The organism is Agrobacterium bohemicum (assembly GCF_001562555.1).
Classification (GTDB): Bacteria; Pseudomonadota; Alphaproteobacteria; order Rhizobiales; family Rhizobiaceae; genus Agrobacterium; species Agrobacterium bohemicum.
This window is the reverse complement of the sequence record NZ_KQ961032.1, coordinates 150,349-170,522: the sequence shown is the minus strand read 5'-3', so window position 1 is coordinate 170,522 and position 20,174 is coordinate 150,349. Positions and strand designations below refer to the sequence as shown.

At 57.5% G+C, this 20,174-nt stretch carries 24 protein-coding genes and 1 riboswitch; of the genes, 10 read left to right on the top strand and 14 right to left on the bottom strand.

Translation table 11 applies throughout. The features are described from left to right. Positions 1-17 precede the first annotated feature (17 nt). Positions 18-419 (bottom strand): DUF930 domain-containing protein, encoded by a 402-nt coding sequence (locus ATO67_RS16795; protein ID WP_067651843.1) that lies wholly within the window; start codon positions 417-419, stop codon positions 18-20. Between the two features lie 236 nt (positions 420-655). Here ATO67_RS16795 and ATO67_RS16790 point away from each other — a divergent pair, with 236 nt between their 5' ends. The 5 genes from ATO67_RS16790 to ATO67_RS16765 all read left to right on the top strand — a co-directional run bounded on the left by ATO67_RS16790 (position 656) and on the right by ATO67_RS16765 (position 7,088). Further along, a complete protein-coding gene (locus ATO67_RS16790) occupies positions 656-2,755 on the top strand; it encodes a S9 family peptidase (RefSeq protein ID WP_067652021.1) in 2,100 nt (699 codons plus the stop codon). 584 nt (positions 2,756-3,339) lie between these two features. Continuing rightward, on the top strand, positions 3,340-4,350 hold the full coding sequence (locus ATO67_RS16780; RefSeq protein ID WP_067651837.1) for an ABC transporter substrate-binding protein: 1,011 nt from the start codon (positions 3,340-3,342) through the stop codon (positions 4,348-4,350). A 244-nt stretch (positions 4,351-4,594) separates the two neighbouring features. Continuing rightward, complete coding sequence (locus ATO67_RS16775) at positions 4,595-5,503, top strand: ABC transporter permease (protein WP_067651834.1); 909 nt, start codon at positions 4,595-4,597, stop codon at positions 5,501-5,503. Further along, positions 5,496-6,590: a quaternary amine ABC transporter ATP-binding protein gene (locus ATO67_RS16770; protein ID WP_067651831.1), complete on the top strand. Its 1,095-nt coding sequence runs from the start codon at positions 5,496-5,498 to the stop codon at positions 6,588-6,590. The genes ATO67_RS16775 and ATO67_RS16770 overlap by 8 nt, the downstream gene beginning before the upstream one ends. 219 nt (positions 6,591-6,809) lie before the next feature. After that, a complete protein-coding gene (locus ATO67_RS16765; protein WP_067651828.1) occupies positions 6,810-7,088 on the top strand; it encodes a hypothetical protein in 279 nt (92 codons plus the stop codon). 142 nt (positions 7,089-7,230) lie between these two features. Here ATO67_RS16765 and dmeF read toward each other — a convergent pair whose 3' ends face one another. Together dmeF and dmeR are read right to left on the bottom strand one after the other, a co-directional pair. Further along, positions 7,231-8,226: a CDF family Co(II)/Ni(II) efflux transporter DmeF gene (gene dmeF / locus ATO67_RS16760; RefSeq protein WP_067651825.1), complete on the bottom strand. Its 996-nt coding sequence runs from the start codon at positions 8,224-8,226 to the stop codon at positions 7,231-7,233. 9 nt (positions 8,227-8,235) lie between these two features. Then, a complete protein-coding gene (gene dmeR, locus ATO67_RS16755) occupies positions 8,236-8,508 on the bottom strand; it encodes a Ni(II)/Co(II)-sensing transcriptional repressor DmeR (protein WP_067651822.1) in 273 nt (90 codons plus the stop codon). A gap of 133 nt (positions 8,509-8,641) precedes the next feature. Between dmeR and ATO67_RS16750 the strand changes: the two genes are divergently transcribed. Next, positions 8,642-9,055: a MerR family transcriptional regulator gene (locus ATO67_RS16750; RefSeq protein WP_067651818.1), complete on the top strand. Its 414-nt coding sequence runs from the start codon at positions 8,642-8,644 to the stop codon at positions 9,053-9,055. 137 nt (positions 9,056-9,192) lie between these two features. Here the strand turns inward: ATO67_RS16750 and ATO67_RS16745 are convergent, their stop codons facing one another. Further along, complete coding sequence (locus ATO67_RS16745; RefSeq protein ID WP_082760304.1) at positions 9,193-9,666, bottom strand: VOC family protein; 474 nt, start codon at positions 9,664-9,666, stop codon at positions 9,193-9,195. A 536-nt stretch (positions 9,667-10,202) separates the two neighbouring features. On the opposite strand from ATO67_RS16745, the gene ATO67_RS16740 reads away from it, so the two are divergent. Beyond that, positions 10,203-10,691 (top strand): GNAT family N-acetyltransferase, encoded by a 489-nt coding sequence (locus tag ATO67_RS16740; protein ID WP_067651816.1) that lies wholly within the window; start codon positions 10,203-10,205, stop codon positions 10,689-10,691. A gap of 97 nt (positions 10,692-10,788) precedes the next feature. Then, complete coding sequence (locus ATO67_RS16735; protein WP_067651813.1) at positions 10,789-11,355, top strand: type 1 glutamine amidotransferase family protein; 567 nt, start codon at positions 10,789-10,791, stop codon at positions 11,353-11,355. Between the two features lie 2 nt (positions 11,356-11,357). On the opposite strand, the gene ATO67_RS16730 is transcribed toward ATO67_RS16735, so the two are convergent. The 7 genes from ATO67_RS16730 to ATO67_RS16700 form a co-directional block, all read right to left on the bottom strand. Further along, positions 11,358-11,672 (bottom strand): hypothetical protein, encoded by a 315-nt coding sequence (locus ATO67_RS16730; RefSeq protein WP_067651810.1) that lies wholly within the window; start codon positions 11,670-11,672, stop codon positions 11,358-11,360. A 1-nt stretch (position 11,673) separates the two neighbouring features. Then, on the bottom strand, positions 11,674-12,387 hold the full coding sequence (locus tag ATO67_RS16725; protein ID WP_067651808.1) for a CbtA family protein: 714 nt from the start codon (positions 12,385-12,387) through the stop codon (positions 11,674-11,676). Positions 12,388-12,398: 11 nt separating this feature from the next. After that, positions 12,399-12,581, bottom strand: a complete 183-nt coding sequence (locus ATO67_RS16720) for a CbtB domain-containing protein (RefSeq protein WP_067651805.1) — start codon at positions 12,579-12,581, stop codon at positions 12,399-12,401. Between the two features lie 148 nt (positions 12,582-12,729). Then, positions 12,730-12,935: riboswitch (cobalamin riboswitch) on the bottom strand. Between the two features lie 29 nt (positions 12,936-12,964). Beyond that, complete coding sequence (locus tag ATO67_RS16715; protein ID WP_067651802.1) at positions 12,965-13,882, bottom strand: cytochrome c; 918 nt, start codon at positions 13,880-13,882, stop codon at positions 12,965-12,967. Between the two features lie 75 nt (positions 13,883-13,957). Then, entirely contained in the window at positions 13,958-14,389 is a 432-nt protein-coding gene (locus ATO67_RS16710; RefSeq protein WP_067651799.1) for a c-type cytochrome, read from the bottom strand. Positions 14,390-14,597: 208 nt separating this feature from the next. Next, positions 14,598-15,482: a metallophosphoesterase gene (locus ATO67_RS16705; protein ID WP_067651796.1), complete on the bottom strand. Its 885-nt coding sequence runs from the start codon at positions 15,480-15,482 to the stop codon at positions 14,598-14,600. 97 nt (positions 15,483-15,579) lie between these two features. Next, a complete protein-coding gene (locus tag ATO67_RS16700; protein WP_067651793.1) occupies positions 15,580-16,182 on the bottom strand; it encodes a superoxide dismutase in 603 nt (200 codons plus the stop codon). A gap of 223 nt (positions 16,183-16,405) precedes the next feature. Between ATO67_RS16700 and ATO67_RS16695 the strand changes: the two genes are divergently transcribed. Further along, positions 16,406-16,738 (top strand): hypothetical protein, encoded by a 333-nt coding sequence (locus ATO67_RS16695; protein WP_245304011.1) that lies wholly within the window; start codon positions 16,406-16,408, stop codon positions 16,736-16,738. Between the two features lie 15 nt (positions 16,739-16,753). On the opposite strand, the gene ATO67_RS16690 is transcribed toward ATO67_RS16695, so the two are convergent. Both ATO67_RS16690 and ATO67_RS16685 read right to left on the bottom strand, forming a co-directional pair. Further along, positions 16,754-17,296: a GNAT family N-acetyltransferase gene (locus tag ATO67_RS16690; RefSeq protein ID WP_067652012.1), complete on the bottom strand. Its 543-nt coding sequence runs from the start codon at positions 17,294-17,296 to the stop codon at positions 16,754-16,756. Positions 17,297-17,366: 70 nt separating this feature from the next. Continuing rightward, positions 17,367-17,975, bottom strand: coding sequence for a LysE/ArgO family amino acid transporter (locus tag ATO67_RS16685; protein WP_067651791.1), 609 nt, complete (start codon positions 17,973-17,975; stop codon positions 17,367-17,369). Positions 17,976-18,067: 92 nt separating this feature from the next. On the opposite strand from ATO67_RS16685, the gene ATO67_RS16680 reads away from it, so the two are divergent. Continuing rightward, the gene (locus tag ATO67_RS16680; protein WP_067651789.1) at positions 18,068-18,970 is read left to right on the top strand and encodes a LysR family transcriptional regulator ArgP; all 903 of its coding nucleotides are present in this window, start codon (positions 18,068-18,070) and stop codon (positions 18,968-18,970) included. A gap of 176 nt (positions 18,971-19,146) precedes the next feature. Here ATO67_RS16680 and ATO67_RS16675 read toward each other — a convergent pair whose 3' ends face one another. Beyond that, positions 19,147-20,031 carry a branched-chain amino acid aminotransferase gene (locus ATO67_RS16675; protein WP_067651787.1) on the bottom strand — a complete coding sequence of 295 codons (885 nt, stop codon included), beginning with the start codon at positions 20,029-20,031 and terminating at the stop codon, positions 19,147-19,149. Positions 20,032-20,174: the final 143 nt, after the last annotated feature.

The following is a 20,174-nucleotide window of genomic DNA, read 5'->3' as shown; positions in this document are numbered from 1 at the left end:
ATGAGGGCAGCGGCGCCTCAATCATACAGATAATGTTTGGCCCATTGTGCTTCAGGCACCTTTTCTCCGACCTTATAATCGAAGTCCTTGATGCCAAGCGTCGAGGGTGTGATCTGGCATTTGTAACGCAGGCGGAACCACTCACCGGAACTTCTGAAAACCGCACCGCCAGCCTTGATGCTATCGGAGGTCACATCGGGATCGCCGAAGGCATAGGCGATGACCTTGTCAGGCTTCATGCCCTTCTGTTCCTTGGCGATGCGTTCCATGGCTTCGATATCGCAACGCTGCTCAAGGCGTTCTTCTGGTGCCAGAACGTTCAACTGACGCAGGACGTTGGCGTCTATCGCCATGGCAGGCATGGCGGATGGTAGGGCGAGAAGGGCTGCGAGAAGGGCAACGGGCGTAAGCTTGTGCATGGTTTCCTGTCGGCTTTTCGTTTGTTCTTTTTTGATTCGCAGCGCAAATCCATTGCTTTTTGGTCATCCGTACGGATGTGTCAGATGTGCGATCTAGTCTCAAATTGTGATCGAAAACGGGCCAAATTGTGCTGGACGCTTCTTTTGAGCGGGACCATTTCCAGCTTGAACGACCATCAGTGGCACTCTACATCTTCTTCACACGCAGACCGATTTCCCATGAAAGCGAGTATATCTTGTCCATTTTCAAAAACCTGCCCCCGGCACCCGTTGCGGAAAAGAAGCCGATTACCGACACGCATCACGGCGTGACCCGTACCGATGATTATGCGTGGTTTCGGGCGGACAACTGGCAGGCCATGTTCAAGGACCCTACCCTGCTCGACCCCGCCATTCGCACCCATCTGGAGGCCGAAAACGCCTATATGGAAGCGGCGATGGCCGACACAAAGCCGCTTCAGGAGAAGCTGTTCGAAGAAATGAAGGGCCGCATCAAGCAGGATGATTCGTCCGTCCCGGTCAATGATGGTCCCTATGCCTATGGCACGCTGTTTGTGACGGGTGGCGAGCAGCCGCATTATTTCCGCACACCTCGCGGTGGCGGCGAAAAGCATGTGCTGCTCGATGGTGACAAGGAAGCCGAAGGCAAGGATTATTTCCGCCTCGCCGGTCTCGACCAGACCAGCGATCACAGTCGCGGCATTTGGGGTTATGACGACAAGGGTTCGGAATATTACACGCTGCGCATCCGCGAGCTGGAAAGCGGTCAAGACTTGGCCGATGTGATCGAGAACACCGCTGGCGGCGGCGCATGGGCGCCGGATGGCAATAGTTTCTTCTATTCGCTTCAGAACGAAAACCACCGCCCCTCCAAGGTCTTCCACCATATCATCGGCGAGCCGCAATCCTCCGACCGCCTGGTTTATGAGGAAAAAGACCCCGGCTTCTTCATGGGTGTGGGCGCTTCCGTGCTGGATGATTTCATCTTCATCGACATTCACGACCACGAAACCAGCGAATACCGCCTTCTCTCCACCAAGGATTTGACCGCCGAGCCGCAGGTGGTGGCGGAGCGTGAGGAAGGCATCGAATATTCGCTGTGCGAGGGCGGCGACGTTTTCTACATTCTGACCAATGATGGCGACGCAAAGGATTTCCGCATCTGCCAGACGCCGGTGACGGCTCCGAGCAAGGACAACTGGACGGAAGTCGTGCCGCACGAGCCGGGCCGCCTCATTCTCGATATCGACGCCTATGCCCGCCATCTGATCTGGCTGGAGCGCCGCGACGGCCTGCCACGCATCGTCATCCGCGACCGCGTGAGCGGCGAGGAGCACAGCGTTGCCTTTGACGAAGAGGCCTATTCGCTGGGTCTGCATGGCGCTGCCGAATATGACACCAATGTCATCCGCTTCAGCTACTCCTCCATGACCACGCCGAGCCAGCTGTTCGATTACGACATGGTGACGCGTGAACGCACTTTGCTGAAAACCCAGGAAGTGCCATCCGGCCACGACCCTGACGACTACGTGACCCGCCGCATCGTGGCGACCTCGCATGACGGCGCGCTGGTGCCGGTCTCCCTGCTCTACCGGAAAGATACGCCGCTGGATGGTTCCGCGCCCTGCCTTCTCTACGGTTACGGCGCTTACGGTATTTCCATTCCGGCTGCCTTCAACACCAACAACCTGTCACTAGCCGATCGCGGCTTTATCTATGTCGTAGCCCATATTCGTGGTGGCAAGGACAAGGGTTTCGAATGGTATGAAACCGGCAAGATGGAGCAAAAGCAGAACACGTTCAAGGACTTCATCGCCGCGGCTGACCATCTGGTGAAGGATGGCTTCACCTCCTACAAAGGCATCATTGCCGAAGGCGGTTCTGCCGGTGGCATGCTGATGGGCGCTGTTGCCAACATGGCACCGGAAAAGTTCGCGGGCATCATCGCTGCCGTTCCCTTCGTGGATGTGCTGACCACCATGCTGGACGACACCTTGCCGCTGACGCCGCCGGAATGGCCCGAATGGGGCAACCCGCTGGAGTCGGAGGAGGAATACCAGTGGATCGCCGCCTATTCGCCTTACGACAATGTGGCCGCGAAGCCCTATCCGCCGCTTCTCGCCATCTCCGGCCTGACCGACCCGCGCGTGACCTATTGGGAGCCGACAAAGTGGGTGGCGAAACTGCGTGAGTATACGACGGGCGAAGCGCCGATCCTGCTGAAGACCAATATGGCGGCGGGGCATGGCGGTAAGTCGGGACGCTTCCAGAGGTTGGAGGAGATTGCCTTCGAATATGCGTTTGCGCTGAAGGTGGCTGGCAAGGCATCTGTCTGACGCTAAAACGTGTGGATCGTCATGCTCGGGCTTGTCCCGAGGATGACGACATGGGATTTATTGGAGAAAAATACTTCCCGAAATGATTTTTTCGATGTTTTTTTCCACAAAAAATCGAAACCACTGGTTATTTGAATATATATTTAAAGTTAATTGCATTTTAATTTTTTATTCAGTTAAACACTGAATTTCATCAGTAAAAATACGACATCCAACAGTATTGCGAATTATGCGAAATGGTTCCGCCACCCCGCGCATGGCTGCGATGCGGCATTTTGCGTTGCAATATCATCTTCTCGCCGTATTATAGAAAGCGTTGACATATTTATGCGCTTTTTCGCCGCTGTGACTGCGGCTCTCTTCGTCGCTTCGTAGCGGCTTTTCTTTGACGGGTTCTCGTTCGTCTTTCCGCGCGTGTCATTCGACATGGAGCTTTCGCTGCACCTAGCGAAATCCACGCTCCATGGCTTTAGCTCTGCGTTCTGGCTGCGGATACGATTTCGCGCCGGCGCTTTGGCAGGCCGGGCTTTGCAGTGCCCCGGTATGCCTCACATGAACACTGCATTAGACTTGGGGGTCTTACAATGAAGAAACTCCTCGCCTCGACCATTCTTGTCACAGGCTTCACACTCGCCGCTGCTGCTGCAAGTACCGCCAACGCCGCAGAAGATTGCGGCAACATCTCCATCGCTGAAATGAACTGGGCATCCGCAGGCGTTGCCGCTTACGTCGACAAGTTCATCATGGAAAACGGTTACGACTGCACAGTCGATATCGTGACCGGCGACACTACACCGACCTTCACCTCCATGAATGAAAAAGGCCAGCCTGACATGGCGCCTGAAATGTGGGTGAACACTCTGGGCGCACCTTACGAGGAGGCCGTCAAATCCGGCAACCTCATTCAGGACGTAAAAATCCTGAGCGACGGTGGTGTCGAGGGATGGTGGATTCCGAAATACCTCGCCGATGCACACCCTGATATCAAGACAGTTGAAGATGCGTTGAAGCACCCCGAACTGTTCCCGGCACCTGAGGATGCCAGCAAAGGTGCGGTCTACGGCTGCCCTCCCGGCTGGGGCTGCCAGCCAACGACAGCAAATCTTTTCAAGGCGCGCAAGGCCGATGAAAAGGGCTTCACGCTAGTCGATACCGGCTCGGCTGCGGGCCTCGATGGTTCCATTTCCAACGCCTATGAAAAGAAGCAGGGTTGGCTCGGTTATTACTGGGCACCAACGGCCATCATGGGCAAATACGACATGGTGAAGCTGGATGACGGCGTGCCGCTGGACCGCGAAGCCTACGACACCTGCATCGCCAAGGCCGATTGCGCCGACCCCAAGCCCAACGCCTATCCCGTCGCTGACGTCTACACCGTCGTGACCAAGGAGTTTGCCGAAAAGGCTGGCCCATCCGCTGAATACGTCAAGAAACGCCAGTGGGGCAACGATACGTTGGCCAAGATTTTGGCATGGATGGACGAAAACCAGGGCACCAACGAAGACGGTGCGGCGTATTTCCTCGAGAATAACGAGGACATCTGGACGAAGTGGGTTTCGCCTGAGGTGGCTGAGAAGATCAAGGCTTCGATGTGATGTGAGGAGGCAGCCATGATCCCTAGTGGTCTTGGCTCACCCCCCTCTGCCCTGCCGGGCATCTCCCCCTCAAGGGGGGAGATCGACCCGTGGTGACCTCTCGATCAACTCAAACGTCGCAACTTTGGCGATCTCTGAGCGTCTTGCCGATCTCCCCCCTTGAGGGGGAGATGTCCGGCAGGACAGAGGGGGGTGAGCCACACCCACAAGCCCCTCCACAAAAAACTAAGGGAAAAAAACAATAATGGCCCTCTGTAATCTTCTGCCGGATATGCTTTGCAAGTTTCCGGCCATTGGCAACAGCACCATGCGCGTGGCGCGCAAGTCTATCGATGACGGGTTTCGCGATATCGTTCGCAGTTACGGCGATGTCATCGATACGGTCACGCACCCGTTGCAGTTATTCTTGAATTCATCCGAACGCTTTTTCACGCAGACGCCGTGGATCATCATCTTTCTCGGTCTGCTGGCCATGGTCCATCTGGCCGGGCGCAGCTTTCGCATCACGCTTGGCACTGCCGTTTCATTGTGTCTGATCGGCGCGGTCGGCCTGTGGCGCGATGCGATGACGACGCTGTCCATCGTGGCGATTGCGACCCTGATCGCGGTTGCCATCGGCCTGCCGCTGGGCATTCTCATGGCGCGGTCCGAGCGGTTGCAGCGTTTCATCAATCCGGGTCTGGATGTGATGCAGACGATGCCGAGCTTCGTGTACCTCATCCCCGTTGTCGTCATCTTCGGCATAGGCAAGGTGCCGGGCCTGATTGCGGTCGTCATCTACGCGATACCGCCGATGATCCGCCTGACCAATCTGGGCATTCGCATGGTGGACCGGGAAACGCTGGAGGCGGCCGATGCCTTCGGCTCCTCCAACACCCAGAAGCTGTTCAATGTGCAACTGCCATTGGCGCTGCCCACCATCATGACCGGCATCAACCAGACCATCATGATGTCGCTTGCCATGGTCGTTGTCGCCTCAATGGTCGGCGTCGGCGGTCTGGGCAAGAACGTGCTTCAGGCGATCAACAACCAGTTCTTCACAATCGGCTTTCTGAACGGCTTTGCACTGGTGGCCATTGCCATCATGTTCGACCGTGCCAGCCAGGCCTTCGGCAAGCGTTTGCAAAAATATCGCGAGGTGCAACATGGCTAAGGACATCGAAATCCGCCAACTTTACAAGATCTTCGGCAAGCACCCTGAGAGACATCTTGCGGCCGTTAAAAACGGTTTGAGCAAGACCGAACTGAACGACAAGCACAACCACGTTCTCGGTCTCAACAACATCAACATCACCATGCCAGGCGGTAAGATTACCGTGGTCATGGGGCTGTCGGGCTCCGGCAAGTCGACGCTCATCCGCCACATCAACCGGCTGATTGAGCCCAGCGCGGGTGAAGTGCTCTATGACGGGCAGGATATCTGCTCCATGAACGGTTCCAGCCTGCGTGATTTCCGTCGCCACAAGACGGCCATGGTGTTCCAGAAGTTCGGTCTGCTGCCGCACCGCACTGTGCTGGAAAACAGCGTCTATGGCCTCGATATCCAAGGCGTCGCGCGGAAGGACAGCATCGAGAAGGGCCGTTACTGGCTGAAACGGGTCGGCCTCGACGGTTACGAGGACAACTACCCCAACCAGTTGTCTGGTGGCATGCAGCAGCGTGTGGGTCTGGCCCGCGCGCTGACCAATGATGCGGACATTCTGTTGATGGACGAGGCCTATTCGGCGCTAGACCCGCTCATCCGTGTCGATATGCAGACCATGCTGCTCGACCTTCAGCAGGAGTTGCAGAAGACGGTCGTCTTCATCACGCACGATCTGGACGAGGCCTTGCGGCTTGGCGACCATATCGCAATCCTGAAGGACGGCGAGATGGTGCAGCAGGGTGATGGCCAGAGCATCATCCAGCACCCGGCCAATGAATATGTCAGCGACTTCGTGCGGGATGTAAACCGTGGCCGCGTGTTGCAGGCAACGACGGTCATGGAGCCAGCAACCGCCGCACCGGAGAACCTATCGGTTCTGGAAACCGACACGCTGGAAAATATTGCCCGCGACATGACCGACGCCAACGAAACCACCGCGCATGTGGTGGACGAGGATGGCAAGACTGTCGGCAGCATCGGCATCGAAACGCTGATGGCGGCCATGGTGACGCCCGCCACGCAGGATGATGAACCGCCTGCCGACGTAACCCCACCGCCAGCGGTGGTCACAGAACCGGAAAAGCGCATCGCGTGATTCTCCCAGCCCTTCGCGACTCACGTTGCGAAGGGCGTTTTACGTTGGGGAATCGGCAGAACTGAGCCATTTCCTGTTTTGCAAGCCCCTAAAATGCAAAAACGAAGCACTACTTTCACGCCTGTCAAGCGGTGAACACCTCCTCAACCGCGACGACGCAAGCTTCGCGCAAGCTTCGACCGTTAATACTTCATTAACGGGTCAGAGAAAGGGCTTGCGATGAATATCGATAATAATATTGGAGGCTCTGCACAGCACAGCAGATCTCAGCATATCGAAAAGCGCCAGACGGAAACCGTGACGCCGGAACAGCAAGAGACGACGCTGAGCGGCGGCAAGATTTCGTTTGTGAACGCTCTGCAATCCACGTCGCTTGCCAATGTTTTGTGGACGGTCAACAACGACGTTTCCGCCGAGAGCGCCACGACGCAAAGCATTGGTGGAACCAGCATGCAGTTGGAAGCTGAGTGGCTTCGGCAGGCCTACACCGAACACTGACATACATTGTCTCTCGACGATTCACGACGCGTTCAACAACCATATTTATGATTGATATCTGATTAATTTTCAGAAAAAGCCGCGCAAAGGCGGCTCTATAGTTTCAAACTCTGCACGAGCAGATGCTTTCATCACACCACGCTCAGACCAGCTCCGCAGCGTCGATTTCGACGGTGATATGTGACAGCTCATGGATAGCGGCCAGCTTATGTCGATAAAAAGCCGGAGCCTGCGGTGATGGCGATTTGATCGCGACAATAGCGGCGTGGTGCCCCGGCCCCACCTGCCAGACATGCAGATCGGTGATACGCTCTTCCTCGGTTTCAACGGCACGGCGGATTTTACCCGCCAAAGCGTCGCCCTGCGGAACAGCGTCCACCAGCACAGCCCCAGCAGAGCGCAACAGCCCCCATGACCAGCGGGCAATGACAATGCCGCCGACGATGCCCATGGCAGGATCAAGGAACGTCCAACCATTCCATTTGCCCAACAGCAAAGCGACAATCGCCAGAACGGATGTCAGCGCATCCGCAAGGACGTGCAGATAGGCGGCGCGCAGATTATTGTCCTTACCCCCATGGCTTCCATGATGAGCATGCGTGCCATGATGGGCATGATCGCCGTGGTGAGCGTGGCCGCCATGTGAGTGACCAGGGTCATGCCCGTGATGATGGTCGTCCTTCAGCAGCCACGCGCTGACGAGATTGACGACGAGGCCGATCATCGCCACCGCGATGGCCTGGTTGAAATCGATCTGCACGGGCGCAAAGAAGCGCAGCAGGCTTTCCCAGGCAATCATCACCGCGGCAACGCCCAGCACCACAGCGCTGGCAAAACCGGCCAGATCGCCAAATTTTCCCGTTCCGAACGTAAAGCGGGCATTGTTGGCCTGCCTGCGAGCGTAGAGATAAGCGAGCGCAGAAATCAGCATCGCGCCGGCATGGGTGGCCATGTGCCAGCCATCCGCGGTCAGCGCCATAGAGCCGAACCAGCTCCCGGCCGTGATTTCCGCCACCATCATTGCAGCCGTCAACGCAATCACCGTCCATACGCGGCGCTCATTGCGCTCGTGATCCCGCCCCAGAAAGACGTGGCTGTGGGTGCCGCGGGCGTCAGGATGCTCGGTTGTCGTCGTCATGCCGCACCTTTATCGAATGTAAGTTTTCAAGACCTGCGCCAGCTCTTCCGTGGCGCGGGCACGCTCTTCGTCGTTTTCCGCATGAAGCACATGCTCATGCAGATGATCCTGCATCACCTCACCGGTCAGCCCGGACAGCGCACCGCGCACGGATGCCAGCAATTGCAGCACCTCCCCGCACGGCTTGCCGCTTTCCAGCGCACGCTCAACGGCTTCCATCTGCCCTTTAAGGCGACGAATGCGGGCCAGAAGCTTGTCCTTGTTCTCGATAGTGTGTGACATGGTACTTTCTCAATATAGTATAGGGGGGTATATTATAGGGAGGCGCAGAACTTCGCAAGCTCCGCCCGACACGGCTTGTCACCCGATCAGCCGATCGCTATATCTCTAGAAACTAGAGATATGAGGCGCGACCATGTATTCCATCGGCGATCTTTCCCGAAACACCGGCGTCAAAGTGCCGACCATTCGCTATTACGAGCAGATGGGTCTGTTGCGTGCGGCGGAACGGTCCGAAGGCAATCAGCGCCGCTATGAAAAATCTGATCTGGAACGCCTCGCTTTCGTGCGCCACGCCCGCGACCTCGGCCTAAACATAGATGCCATCCGCGAACTGATTGCGCTCAGTCAGCACCGGGAAATGCCCTGCGCCGGCGCCGACCGCATCGCCGCCGACCATCTTACGACCGTCCGCGAAAAGATCGCCAAGCTGAAGAAGCTGGAACACGAGCTGGAGCGCATCGTTTCCCATTGCGACGGCCATTCGATCGAGGATTGTTATGTCATCCGGGCGCTGTCGAACCATGATCTGTGTGAGCATGAGCATTGAGGGAAGAGTTCGTGGGTGGGGAGCCAGCCTGTTAAGCAGCGGGCTCCGGCAGACTTTCTAATAGTCCACCCGCATCATCGCGACGGTTCCCGGTTGCGAACGATCAGACGGGCGGGATAGGTGGTTAATCGGGGAGGCTACTGAGCCCCATCAATGGCAGGCGGTTGCATGAACTCGATCGTAATATGGTCGGGGCCTGAAACATAGGCTGTCATCGTTCCCTTTCTCGGACCGCCTGGGATGGCCTGTGGACTTCCCTTTACCTTCCATCCTGCAGCTTCAACGTGAGCAATGGCGGCATGGATGTCGCGGACGGTCAGCGCGAGATGAGCGGCACCGATCGCGCCTGCGCTATTTGCCACGGTTCCGTTCTGCTGGCCCTTGGAATACTGTAATAATTCGACCACGAAGCCGCCCTCCGATCTCACGATCGCCGTCCGCACATTCGGATCATCGACACCTGTTACCTGATGTAGGAAGTCTCCCCCCATCTCAGACTGCCGTTCAAGCGTGAACCCAAGCGCGTCTGTCCAGAACCGAATGGATTCATCCAACGAGGATACAACGAACCCTGCGTGATCTACGGCGATTACGTTGGCGGTATTTTTCATCACTAGATACTCACTCCGATAAGCTTGCAAAGCAAACGAATCTACAATGCCGCGACTGGCACCAGCAATATGGTCGTCATCATTTTTGTGGCACTTCAGTGCTCGGCAAAGCAATGATCGTCTTGCAAGGATGCTTCATGGTCAGACCGTTTTAGTCGGAGGTGAAATGCTCCTCGCATCATTATAAAAAGACCACCCCAATTATCCTATCGAACGTGCCGCATAGACCAGCTGAAACCGCGTTGAAAAAGGCCTACTCGAAAACAACGCTGGCAAATATTGCAGAGGCAGCAATCGCGACGAAGTCGCTTCGTATGACAGCTTCTGCATAAACCAGAAATCTGGCCTTGACACAATTACGATTCGAGCGCATTGAACCTCGCATGATCAACGCACGCGCACCCATTTCCTGCACGTATTTTTGGGCCTTCCTTTAAGGGCGGCTCGACAGATCACTTTGTCAACAAGCCGCCGTCAGGCGGCTTTGTTGTTTTCAAATGTCCTGACGGCTAAACCAGAACCCGAAGGACGAGAAAATGACCGAAGACAGCCTTCTGACCCTACCGAGACCACCCGTTGTCACCATTCGCGGTGCGCGCAAGGCCGATTTGCCTGAGCTTAACGAGATGATCACGTTGCTTGCCGCCCACCATGGCGATGCGGCAGCGATTACGGCTGAAAAGCTGGAGCGCGACCTGTTTGGCCAGGTGCCGTGGATTACGGCGCTGGTTGCCGAAGCCGATGGCGAGTTGATCGGATACGCCATTCTCTTGCCGCTCTACCGTGCGCAGGAAGGCCGTCGCGGCATGGAACTGCACCATCTTTTCGTGCGTGATGGCCACCGTGGCCATGGCACCGGCCAGCATCTGGTGGGGCGCGCTCGTGATGTTGCCAAGCGTTGTGGCTGCGACTTCCTTTCGGTGGGTGCCGCAACCGGCAATTTCGCTGCGCACAAATTCTACGAAAACATGGATTTCATACCACGCCCCGTGACCGGCATGCGTTTCATGCAGGCGTTAGCTTAGTGCGATAGACACAACGGAACCGACCGTGCCGGTCAGGCTTTTGGCATGGTCTTGTTTCGGTTTAGTGTTTCAACGTGGTTGATTGCAGGAGAAGAGAATGCCTCGTATTGCGCTGGCCCTAACCGAGGATTTTGCCGATTGGGAACCCGCATTGTTGACTGCGGCGGCACGTGGGTATCTGGGCGTCGACATCTTGACCGCAACGCCTGATGGTTCGCCCGTCGTTTCCATGGGCGGCCTGAAAGTCACCCCTGATATGGCCTATGATGCGTTGGACCCTGATATGATCCATGCGCTGGTCATTCCCGGTGGGCTGATCTGGGAAAAGGGTGTGGCACCGGATTTTACCGACCTCGTCCACCGCTTTCGCGCGCAGGACCGCGTAGTGGCAGGCATCTGTGCGGCGGCGAGTGCGCTCGCGGGAACCGGCGTGCTGAACCACGTGGCCCATACCGGCAATTCGGTGAGTTCACATAGCAGATACGAGAGCTATCAAGGCGCGGAACACTACCGCGACCAGCCGCAAGCCGTCAGCGACAAGGGCATCATTACCGCACCTGGCAGCGCGCCGGTGACATTTGCAGCAGAGGTGTTGAAAGCACTCGACCTCTGGGGACCGGAGGCGGAGGCCGAAATCACCGTGTTTTCGGCGGAACATCGGTAGACTCAGCTTCGATCAAGAATGCGGCAGGCACGTGCTGGTCCTTGCGTGTCATCGGACGTCATTGCGCGGCGCAAATCCCGACTGTTAAGGTGCAGGCTGCGGTCGACTGGCAAAGCAAGACGGGCGATCTTGGCTGCGGCGGCCGTCAAGAAGGCCGGGCTATTACTCTCGAAAAACTGTAGGCACGCTGCCTTTTCAGGCTCTTGCCGCAGCAGCGCTTTGAAAGCGAGGCGGTGCATGGCGCAAGGCGCGCCATGACCGGGGACGGAAAAACGCAGCGCATCGAGTTCATCGCTCCACTCGACTGCATTTTTCATCTTATCGGGCAGCGTCGAAACGCTTGAAGAAAAGCCCGCTCAGCGAACCAAGAATGATCCAGAACACAAAACTGGTAACGGTTGCCAGCACCATGAACCGGCGCTCGAGTGGCAGAGGTGCCAAAGCGTGTTCGCCCTCCGGCGGCAGCGGCGCGCCAATGACGTGTGGTGCGGCGATGAGCATGACGGCCAGAACCGCAGCCCATGGCTCACCCCGTCTGAAGACGAGCAGCGCCAAACCACCCGCCGTTGCGGCGACCGTCGCGATCCACCACATCTGACGTGCGCCGAGAGCGGCGGCGGGCGTGCCCGGCAATTCCGGTGGCAGACCGATCATGGGTGCCAGCATGACGGCGGCAAAACCCGCAAGACCCCAGAAGATGCCTTCGCGCCAGCCGCCTTCTGAGCCGCGTAGCGAAATCAACGCCGTCAGGACCAGCGCGTAGCCGATGGCGGTCAGCACATTGGCGGCGATGGTGTAGGCGTTGCGTTCGAAACCATCGGCAGGCGTCCAGGCTTCGGCATCATGATGATGGTCGGCCGGTGTTGCGGCATCGTGGGCGTGAGCGGGAGCAGCCTCGCCGCCGGCATTTTCAAAGGTTTCCGCCTGAAGGATGAGAGGCGTGGTGCCGACAGCCTGCATGACGCTGACGGCGAGACCGGCAATCAGCCCCACCAGAACGGCGGTAAAAACGATATTACGGAAAAATGGCATCTCTGTTTCCCTCAATGGCAAGGGAAGGCATTGGCATGACGCGTATCATGGGCGGCATTGTGCACCGCTTCGACATGCGAAAAGCCCACGAAACCGACGATGAACAGGCCAAGTGCGGCGGCTGTCAACGACTGCGCAATCTTCGATGTTTTGGTTGATACGGCTGATGTGGCCGTATTCTGCTGGATAGACATGGTGATCCCTTCCTGAGCGGGTGGGCGCATTGCTGATCAAAAGCCGCACGACCGCATTCAACATTCACCACGGGGAAAGAGACACAAGGTCTTGAAGGCCGGAGAACCGACCTGCCAACCGTGCTGTTCCGGACACCCCGCCGGTATTGACGACACTCACGTGATGGCAGGTCTCCTGGCTCGCGGGTCGTAACCTTGAAAACACCTTCCCGAACTTTGCAGTCAGTGGCTTTTCGTTTTCAGGCTATCCGCTCACAGTTGCGGGGGCAGCCACGAATCAAAGCTCGCGCTTCTATCGTGTTCCCTTTTCACTTTCCGGGCGAACCCGAAAAGACCATCACACAACCGTTATCCGGCGGAAGCTGATCCGAGTCAATGGCTGATCACGGAGACGGCAATGCCTTCAGGTAGGCCGCAATCGCGTTGCGATCTTCGGCGGGAAGGCGGGCCATGTTCTGCTGCACCTTGACCATGGAACCGCCGGCGCTATCGAAATCCGGTGTAAAGCCGGTCTCGAGATAATTGGCGATATCAGCTTGCGACCATGAACCGATGGGTTGGGACTCAGGCCGGATATCGGGAATACGCCCCTCACCTTCCGGGTTGGGTCCACCGGCTAGCCATTGGTTCTTCAGGAACCCACCCAGTGCATCGCGCGGGGTGTGGCATTCACCGCAGTGGCCGAGGCCTTCCACGAGATATTGCCCGCGAAGGACTTCCGCATCGGCATTGGCAAGCTGCACGCGCGGCTTGCCCTTGTCGAAATACAGGAATTTCCAGCCACCCAGAGCAAGACGAATATTGAAGGGAAATGGCAGATCATGGCCCGGCGCATCATTGGTGCTGGCCGGCAGTGTTTTCAAATAGGCGAAAAGATCGTTCACATCCTGCGGCGTCATCCGCGCATAGGAGTTGTAAGGGAATGACGGGTAGAGATGCTCGCCGTCTTTGCCGACGCCGCGCGTCATCGCATCGCCGAATTGCCCCACTGTCCACGCGCCGATGCCGTGCTGCGGATCAGAAGAAATGTTGGGCATGTGGAAGGTGCCGAACGGGCTTGGCAAGGCCTGCCCGCCGGACAGCGTCTTCAGTGCGTCGCCCGTGGCATTCGGCGCGGCATGGCAGCTTGCGCAGCCGCCCGCCCAGAACAGCGTTTCACCATTGGCAAGGTTCGGCTCACCCAGATTGGCCCAATGGCTTGGTGGCTGGCGTTGCGGCGCGGTTACCCACATGAAAACGCCAAGGCCGACGGCACCCGCAATAACAGCACCGCCCGCCAGCTTCGCCCAGATGGAAGCCATCGCCTTCTCCGATTCGTCCGAATTTACAATGCGAAAAGGTCCGCCGGTATGGTGGCGGACCTTGGCTGGTACCGACTACTTCTTGAGACGGTAGGTCTGGTGGCAACTGCTGCAATCTGCGCCGAGGGTCTTCATGGCAGCACCAACGCTGGCCTGATCCGTCGGCAATTGCGCCAGAACCGCATCGGCATCAGAACCGAGCTTTTCGGACTTGGACTTGAAGTCCACGAAGTTCTGCCAGATGGCAGGAGCCGCAGCGCCGCCCTCGGAACCAGCCGGGAACTGGTCCGGAAAGGCCTTGGCATTGGTGCTGATGGTGGTAACAGCGGTTTTGACGGTAGCCGCATCGTAAGGCTTTTCACCCTTGGCAATGGCGCCAAGCGCACCCATGGCGCCGCCGATACCCTTCATCAAGCCTTCGCGCTTCTCAACCTCGCCAGCTGCGGAAACCGCACCGGCGCAAAGACAGCCTATCATTATGGAAGCGGCAATGGTTCTAAGCTTCATCGTTTCTCTCTCCTGAAACCGGCGCGCCGGAGGGGTGTCTGCTCTGTGTTCTCGCATGTCGTCATCGCAAAACAGCGTCCCACCCGCCCGACATGCTGGAGCGAGCGTGGACGAAGATGCCTGCTTCACATGGCAAAAAGAAGTCACATTCCGGTGATTTGTAAAGCGAAATCAGGTATATAAAGTTGCCTTTGGCCGTCGGCTTTTATCACCGCGCCACCGCGACCTGCTGCCGGTCTGTCAAGGCTGACAGTAGCAACGTCCGGCTATCTTCGCGGCCGAAGCCACGAATTTCAATGCGATCTTCAAAGATATCTGCAATGGCAAAAGTGTTTTCGTCCAAGGTATCGACCATGCCTTTGAAATTCATGAAATGCGTGCTGCTCACCTGCCCGTAATTGCCAACGTGATTATGCCCGCAGAACCACGCCTTCACGCATCGTCGTGTACTGAGTAATTCCAGGGTTTGAGGCGCGTCCCACATATTGTGGGCATTATCAGGATAGAGCGGATAGTGGCAGAAGATGATGACGGTTTCGCCCGCCTTTTCAGCCGCGTCCAGCGTATCGGAAAGCCATGCCACCTGCTCCGGACTGAAAGAACCATTCCAGTTCTGGGCATTGATGGCACCGGCCTGTTTCAGCACGTCAAGCCTTTGCGCAGCCAGTTCACGACGCGGATCACCCTGTGGGGGCGCAAACAGGCTGACATCGCTGCCATCCAGCACCACAAAACGAACATGGCCGACCGTGAAATCATACCATGGTGATGGCATCGACAGGCGTTCATGGACTGTGCCGAGATGCTGCGGCGCGACCGAAAAATCATGATTACCCGGCAGCATCACGCTACGGTGGCGCAGCTTGTCGTAACAGTTGAGAATGATGTCGAAATTTTCCCAGCCGTGATCGATGATATCACCCAGCGTGACGACAAAGGCGAGGTCTTGGCTGTTGAAAGCGGCGATGGCCTCATCCAGCTTCTGAGGGCTCTGCGCGTAGTAGCGGCCCATATCCGGGCGCGGCGCGACATCGGCGTATTGTGGATCGGCGACAATGCCGAAGGAGAAAAGCGGTGCAGTTTTTTCTGTCATGATGCCTCCGCATAGGACGGGGCAATGACAGCCATATGACAAAATGAAAACACCCGGCGCTGAGGCCGGGTGTTGATATCAATGAAAGCGTAAAACCTTACTTGGCAGCAGCTTCGTAGCGCTCCAGAACGTAATCCCAGTTGATGAGATTATCGACGAAAGCTTCGAGGTACTTCGGACGCAGGTTCTTGTAATCCACGTAGTAGGAGTGTTCCCATACGTCGACGCCGAGGATCGGCTCTGCGCCGTGAACCAGCGGGTTTTCACCGTTCGGAGTCTTGGAAATCTCGAGCTTTCCGTCCTTGACAGACAGCCATGCCCAGCCGGAACCAAACTGTGTCGTGCCAGCAGCGATGAAATCAGCCTTGAACTTGTCGTAGCCGCCGAGATCAGACGCGAATGCCTGCTCCAGCTTGCCCGGAAGCTTGTTGCCGCCGCCGTCCTTCTTCATCCACTTCCAGAAGTGGACGTGGTTGTAGTGCTGGGCGGCATTGTTGAAAAGGCCAGCATGTGTGCCGAACGACTTCTTGACGACTTCTTCCAGCGAAAGGTCTGCGAGACCGGCTTCGGCGGCAAGCTTGTTGCCGTTGTCCACATAGGCCTTGTGGTGCTTGTCGTGGTGCAGCTCAAGCGTTTCGCGAGACATGTAAGGCGCAAGTGCATCGTAATCGTAAGGCAGTGCGGGAAGTTCGAAGGCCATGGTGTTTACTCCTTGTTGCAGCGGCAGGGCCGCTCCTTGAAACCTGTGCCCGGACCATAAGAGCGGACGTCATGAGAGGCAACCTGCTAAATGTTAAAATGTTCCAGCAAAAGAGAAAATTCTTCCCGGCGCCCTTGGAAAAACACTTTTCATGCCAAGCTTGCGTACCGATTCAAGAAAATCCGTTCGCTTTCGCCAGCGACGATACAGGAAGGATATTGCCGTGAAACGACAGTTTCTAGCTGCTTGCATCGCAAGCCTCATCGCCCTGCCCGCCGCAGCGTCTTCCGGCGATGCCTGGAAGGAATTTTCAGCGGAGGTTCAGGCCCGTTGCCTGGGCGCAATCGAGGGCGTTATGGAAAAGCCGAAGATCGTCGTCGATCCCTTCGGCAGCCAGAGCTACGGCCTTGCCATCATCACCGGCAAGGCGAAGGGTACGAAGACGGAGATCAGCCAGATCTGCGTTTTCGACAAGAAAAACAAGACCGTCGAAATTGGCGGCGAGTTGCCCCGAGACGCCGTAAAGATTGACATTCCCGGCGCGGCCGCGCGCTGACCCCTATGGTTCCGATTAGAAGCGGGGTGTCGTATCAGCCTCGCCCAGCGGGCGCTGCATCAGCACGATATCAAGCCAGCGCCCGTGCTTCCAGCCAATGGATTTCAGTGTGCCGACCATCTCGAAACCGGCGGCGCGATGAACGCCTATGGACGCCGCATTGTCGGCGTCTCCGACGACGGCAACCATCTGGCGGAAGCCCCGTACGGTCGCCTCATCGATCAGCGATAGAAGCAGGGTCTTGCCGATACCCAAGCCCTTGCGCTCAGGATCGACATAGATGGAATCTTCAACAGTCGCGCCATAGGCGGGGCGTGCCCGATGCGCTCCCGCATAGGCATAACCCGCGACAGTCCCCTCCACCTCTGCCACCACATAGGGAAAGCCGCCTGCAATCAAAGCCTGCCTGCGCTCGATCATGGTGTCTGCGGAAGGCGGCTCGATTTCAAAACTGGCCGTACCGTGCAGCACCGCGTGGCGATAGATTTCCGTAATTGCGGCAATATCGCCTTCTTCACAGGGGCGGATGGTGACAACGGTTTTTGGCTGGGAATGCATTTCAATATCCTGAATATTTACAGAGACAATGTGCACGGTCCCTGCTCCATTTCAAACCTAAATTCAACGCTCACCCACCGGTCAACAACTTGATGGCGATCAGCCACATGGTAAGCGCGATGACGCCTTCCAGCACGCGCCAGCTTCGCGGATTGGCGAAGATGGGACGTAACCAGCGGGCGCCGTAACCGAGGCAGAAAAAGAACAGGAAGGACGAGGTAACGGCACCCGCCCAGAAGGCCTTTTCAGCGCCTGGAAACTGGGTGGAGATCGTGCCGAGCAGAACGACCGTGTCGAGATAGACGTGCGGGTTGAGCCATGTCAGCGCGAGACAAGTGGCGAGTGTCGACCCGAGCGAGGTCACGGTGCCGGATGCGGCGGCGAGAACATTCGAAGCACCAAGCGCCGACTGCAGGCTTTTCGCGCCATACCAGAATAGAAATGCCGCGCCCGCATAGCGCATGGCAGGCTCCAGGGCGGGCAGGACGGCGGCAATCTGGCGGAAGGCCGTTACCCCGATAGTGATCAGGATCGCATCCGACAATGCACAGGCAAACACCACGGCGAAGACGTGCTCTCCGCGCAAACCCTGCCGCAGCACGAAAGCGTTTTGCGCACCAATGGCGACGATCAGTGTCAGACCCATCGTCACGCCCGTCATATAGGTCGAAAAATTCATGCCCCTGCCCTTCATTTAAGGCCCTGAATAGGTAGCGCGTGTACATTAATCCAGTTAATGTTTCTAATTCCGATTAAGGCAGGCTAATTTCCATGTTGGATTATGCAGCGCTCCGCGCAGTGATGATGGTGGTGCAGACGGGCAGCTTCGAGAGGGCGGCGCTTGCCCTGCATGTCACGCCCTCTGCGATCTCGCAGCGGGTCAAGCAGTTGGAAGAACGGCTCGGAGCCGTATTGATCCTGCGCGGCAACCCGTGCACAGCAACCGAAAAGGGCGAATGGGTCTGCCGTCATATGGAGCATGTCGGCATGCTGGAAACGGAGCTTTTTGGTCAATTGCCAGCCCTTCTTGCGCCGGACCAACCGGGCGAGAAGGTGACGCTACACATAGCCACCAACGCCGACAGCCTTGGCACATGGTTCCTGAAAGCGATTTCCGGCTTTTCCACCGGCTCAAACTATCTGATGAATATCGCGGTGGACGATCAGGACCACACCGCTGACTGGCTACAGCGCGGCCGGGTTCTGGCGGCAGTTACCAGCCTTGAAAAGCCGGTGCAGGGTTGCCGGGTCACGCCACTCGGCTCCCTGCGCTACCGCGCCACTGCCAGCCCCGATTTCATCGCCCGACATTTTGCCGCTGGCGTGACCGAGGCGCGTCTTTCGCAGGCACCAGCCTTGACCTTCAACCAGAAAGACCGGCTGCAACACCAATGGTTGTCAAGTGTTTTCGGTGCGCCAGTCGTCCACCCCACCCACTGGTTGCCCTCCACGCAAAGCTTCGTAGACGCAGCGCTCTTGGGTATGGGCTGGGGCATGAACCCTGAAATGCTGGTCCGTGATCATCTGGCATCGGGAAAACTCGTGGAACTGGTAGCGGAAACGGCGCTGGACATTCCGCTGTACTGGCAGGTGAACAAGCTGGCTGCGGAGAGGTTGAAACCGATGACGCAGGCAGTGGTGGATGTGGCGCGGGGTGTGTTGGTGCAGGGGTGAGCAAGAAGCCCCCTCTGCCTGTCGGCATCTCCCCCACAAGGGGGAGACAGATTGTGGCTCATTTTTTGCCAATATCATAAGCTCGAAACAGCACGAGGTTGTGCTTCCAGCCTTCTCCCCCCTTGTGGGGGAGATGCCGGCAGGCAGAGGGGGTCTTTCCCTAAAAGGCTAAACCCTCACTCCTCAGAAACCAAATCCGTAGCCCACTCCATATACAAATCCAGCGCCTTGCGCGCCACGGGACCGGCCTGCAATTCGCGGTCATCCAGCTTGGTCACCGGCGACACCTTGGAATAATTGCCGGAGCAGAAAATCTCGTCGGCCTCGCGGAAATCCTGAACGGAAAGCGTCGCTTCGCGCACGTCGAACCCGGCCTGACGCAAAAGGCCCATGACGCGGGAGCGCGTGATACCAGCGAGGAAGGTGCGGTTGGGAACGGGCGTGAAGACGACGCCGTCCTTGACCATGAAGACGTTGGCCGAAGACGTCTCCGCGACATTGCCATTCATATCCAGCATCAGAGCGCCGCTGAAGCCGCGGGCGCGGGCTTCCAGAATAGCGCGGCCGCTATTGGGGTAAAGGCTACCGGCCTTGGCATCCGTCATGGCCGTTTCCGGCGATGGGCGGCGAAGGGACGAGACGGTGAGCGTTACGGATGCGCCCGCATCCATCGGTGCTTCGAACAGGCACAGCGCAAAGCGGGTGGATGCGGCATCCGGGGCAACGATGCTGCCGGGCATGCCATGTTCGGCCCAATACATCGGCTTGATGTAGATGGCCACGTTGCCGTCAAATTTCGTCACGCCTTCCAGCGCAAGCTGTTCGATTTCCTCCGGCGTCATGGTCGGCTTCATGCCCATGCTGATGGCAGAGCGATTGACGCGCTTGCAGTGCAGGTCGAGATCCGGTGCCAGACCGTTAAACCAACGCGCGCCATCGAACACCGTGGATGCCAGCCACATGGCGTGGGAGGTCGGCCCGATCAGCGGCGGGTTGCCGGGAAGCCATTGACCATCGACATAGGTCCAGGTGGGGGAACGGGGTGCTGTATCGACGGACATGGCATTCTCCTTATGCATATGCCGGGAATGAATGCCTCCGCACCTTTTGCGTCAAGACCAAATTCCACCAATATCGGAAATTGATGGAAAGTTACGGAAAACTGGCTCGGATCATGGATTTATTGCGCGATCTCAAAACCACT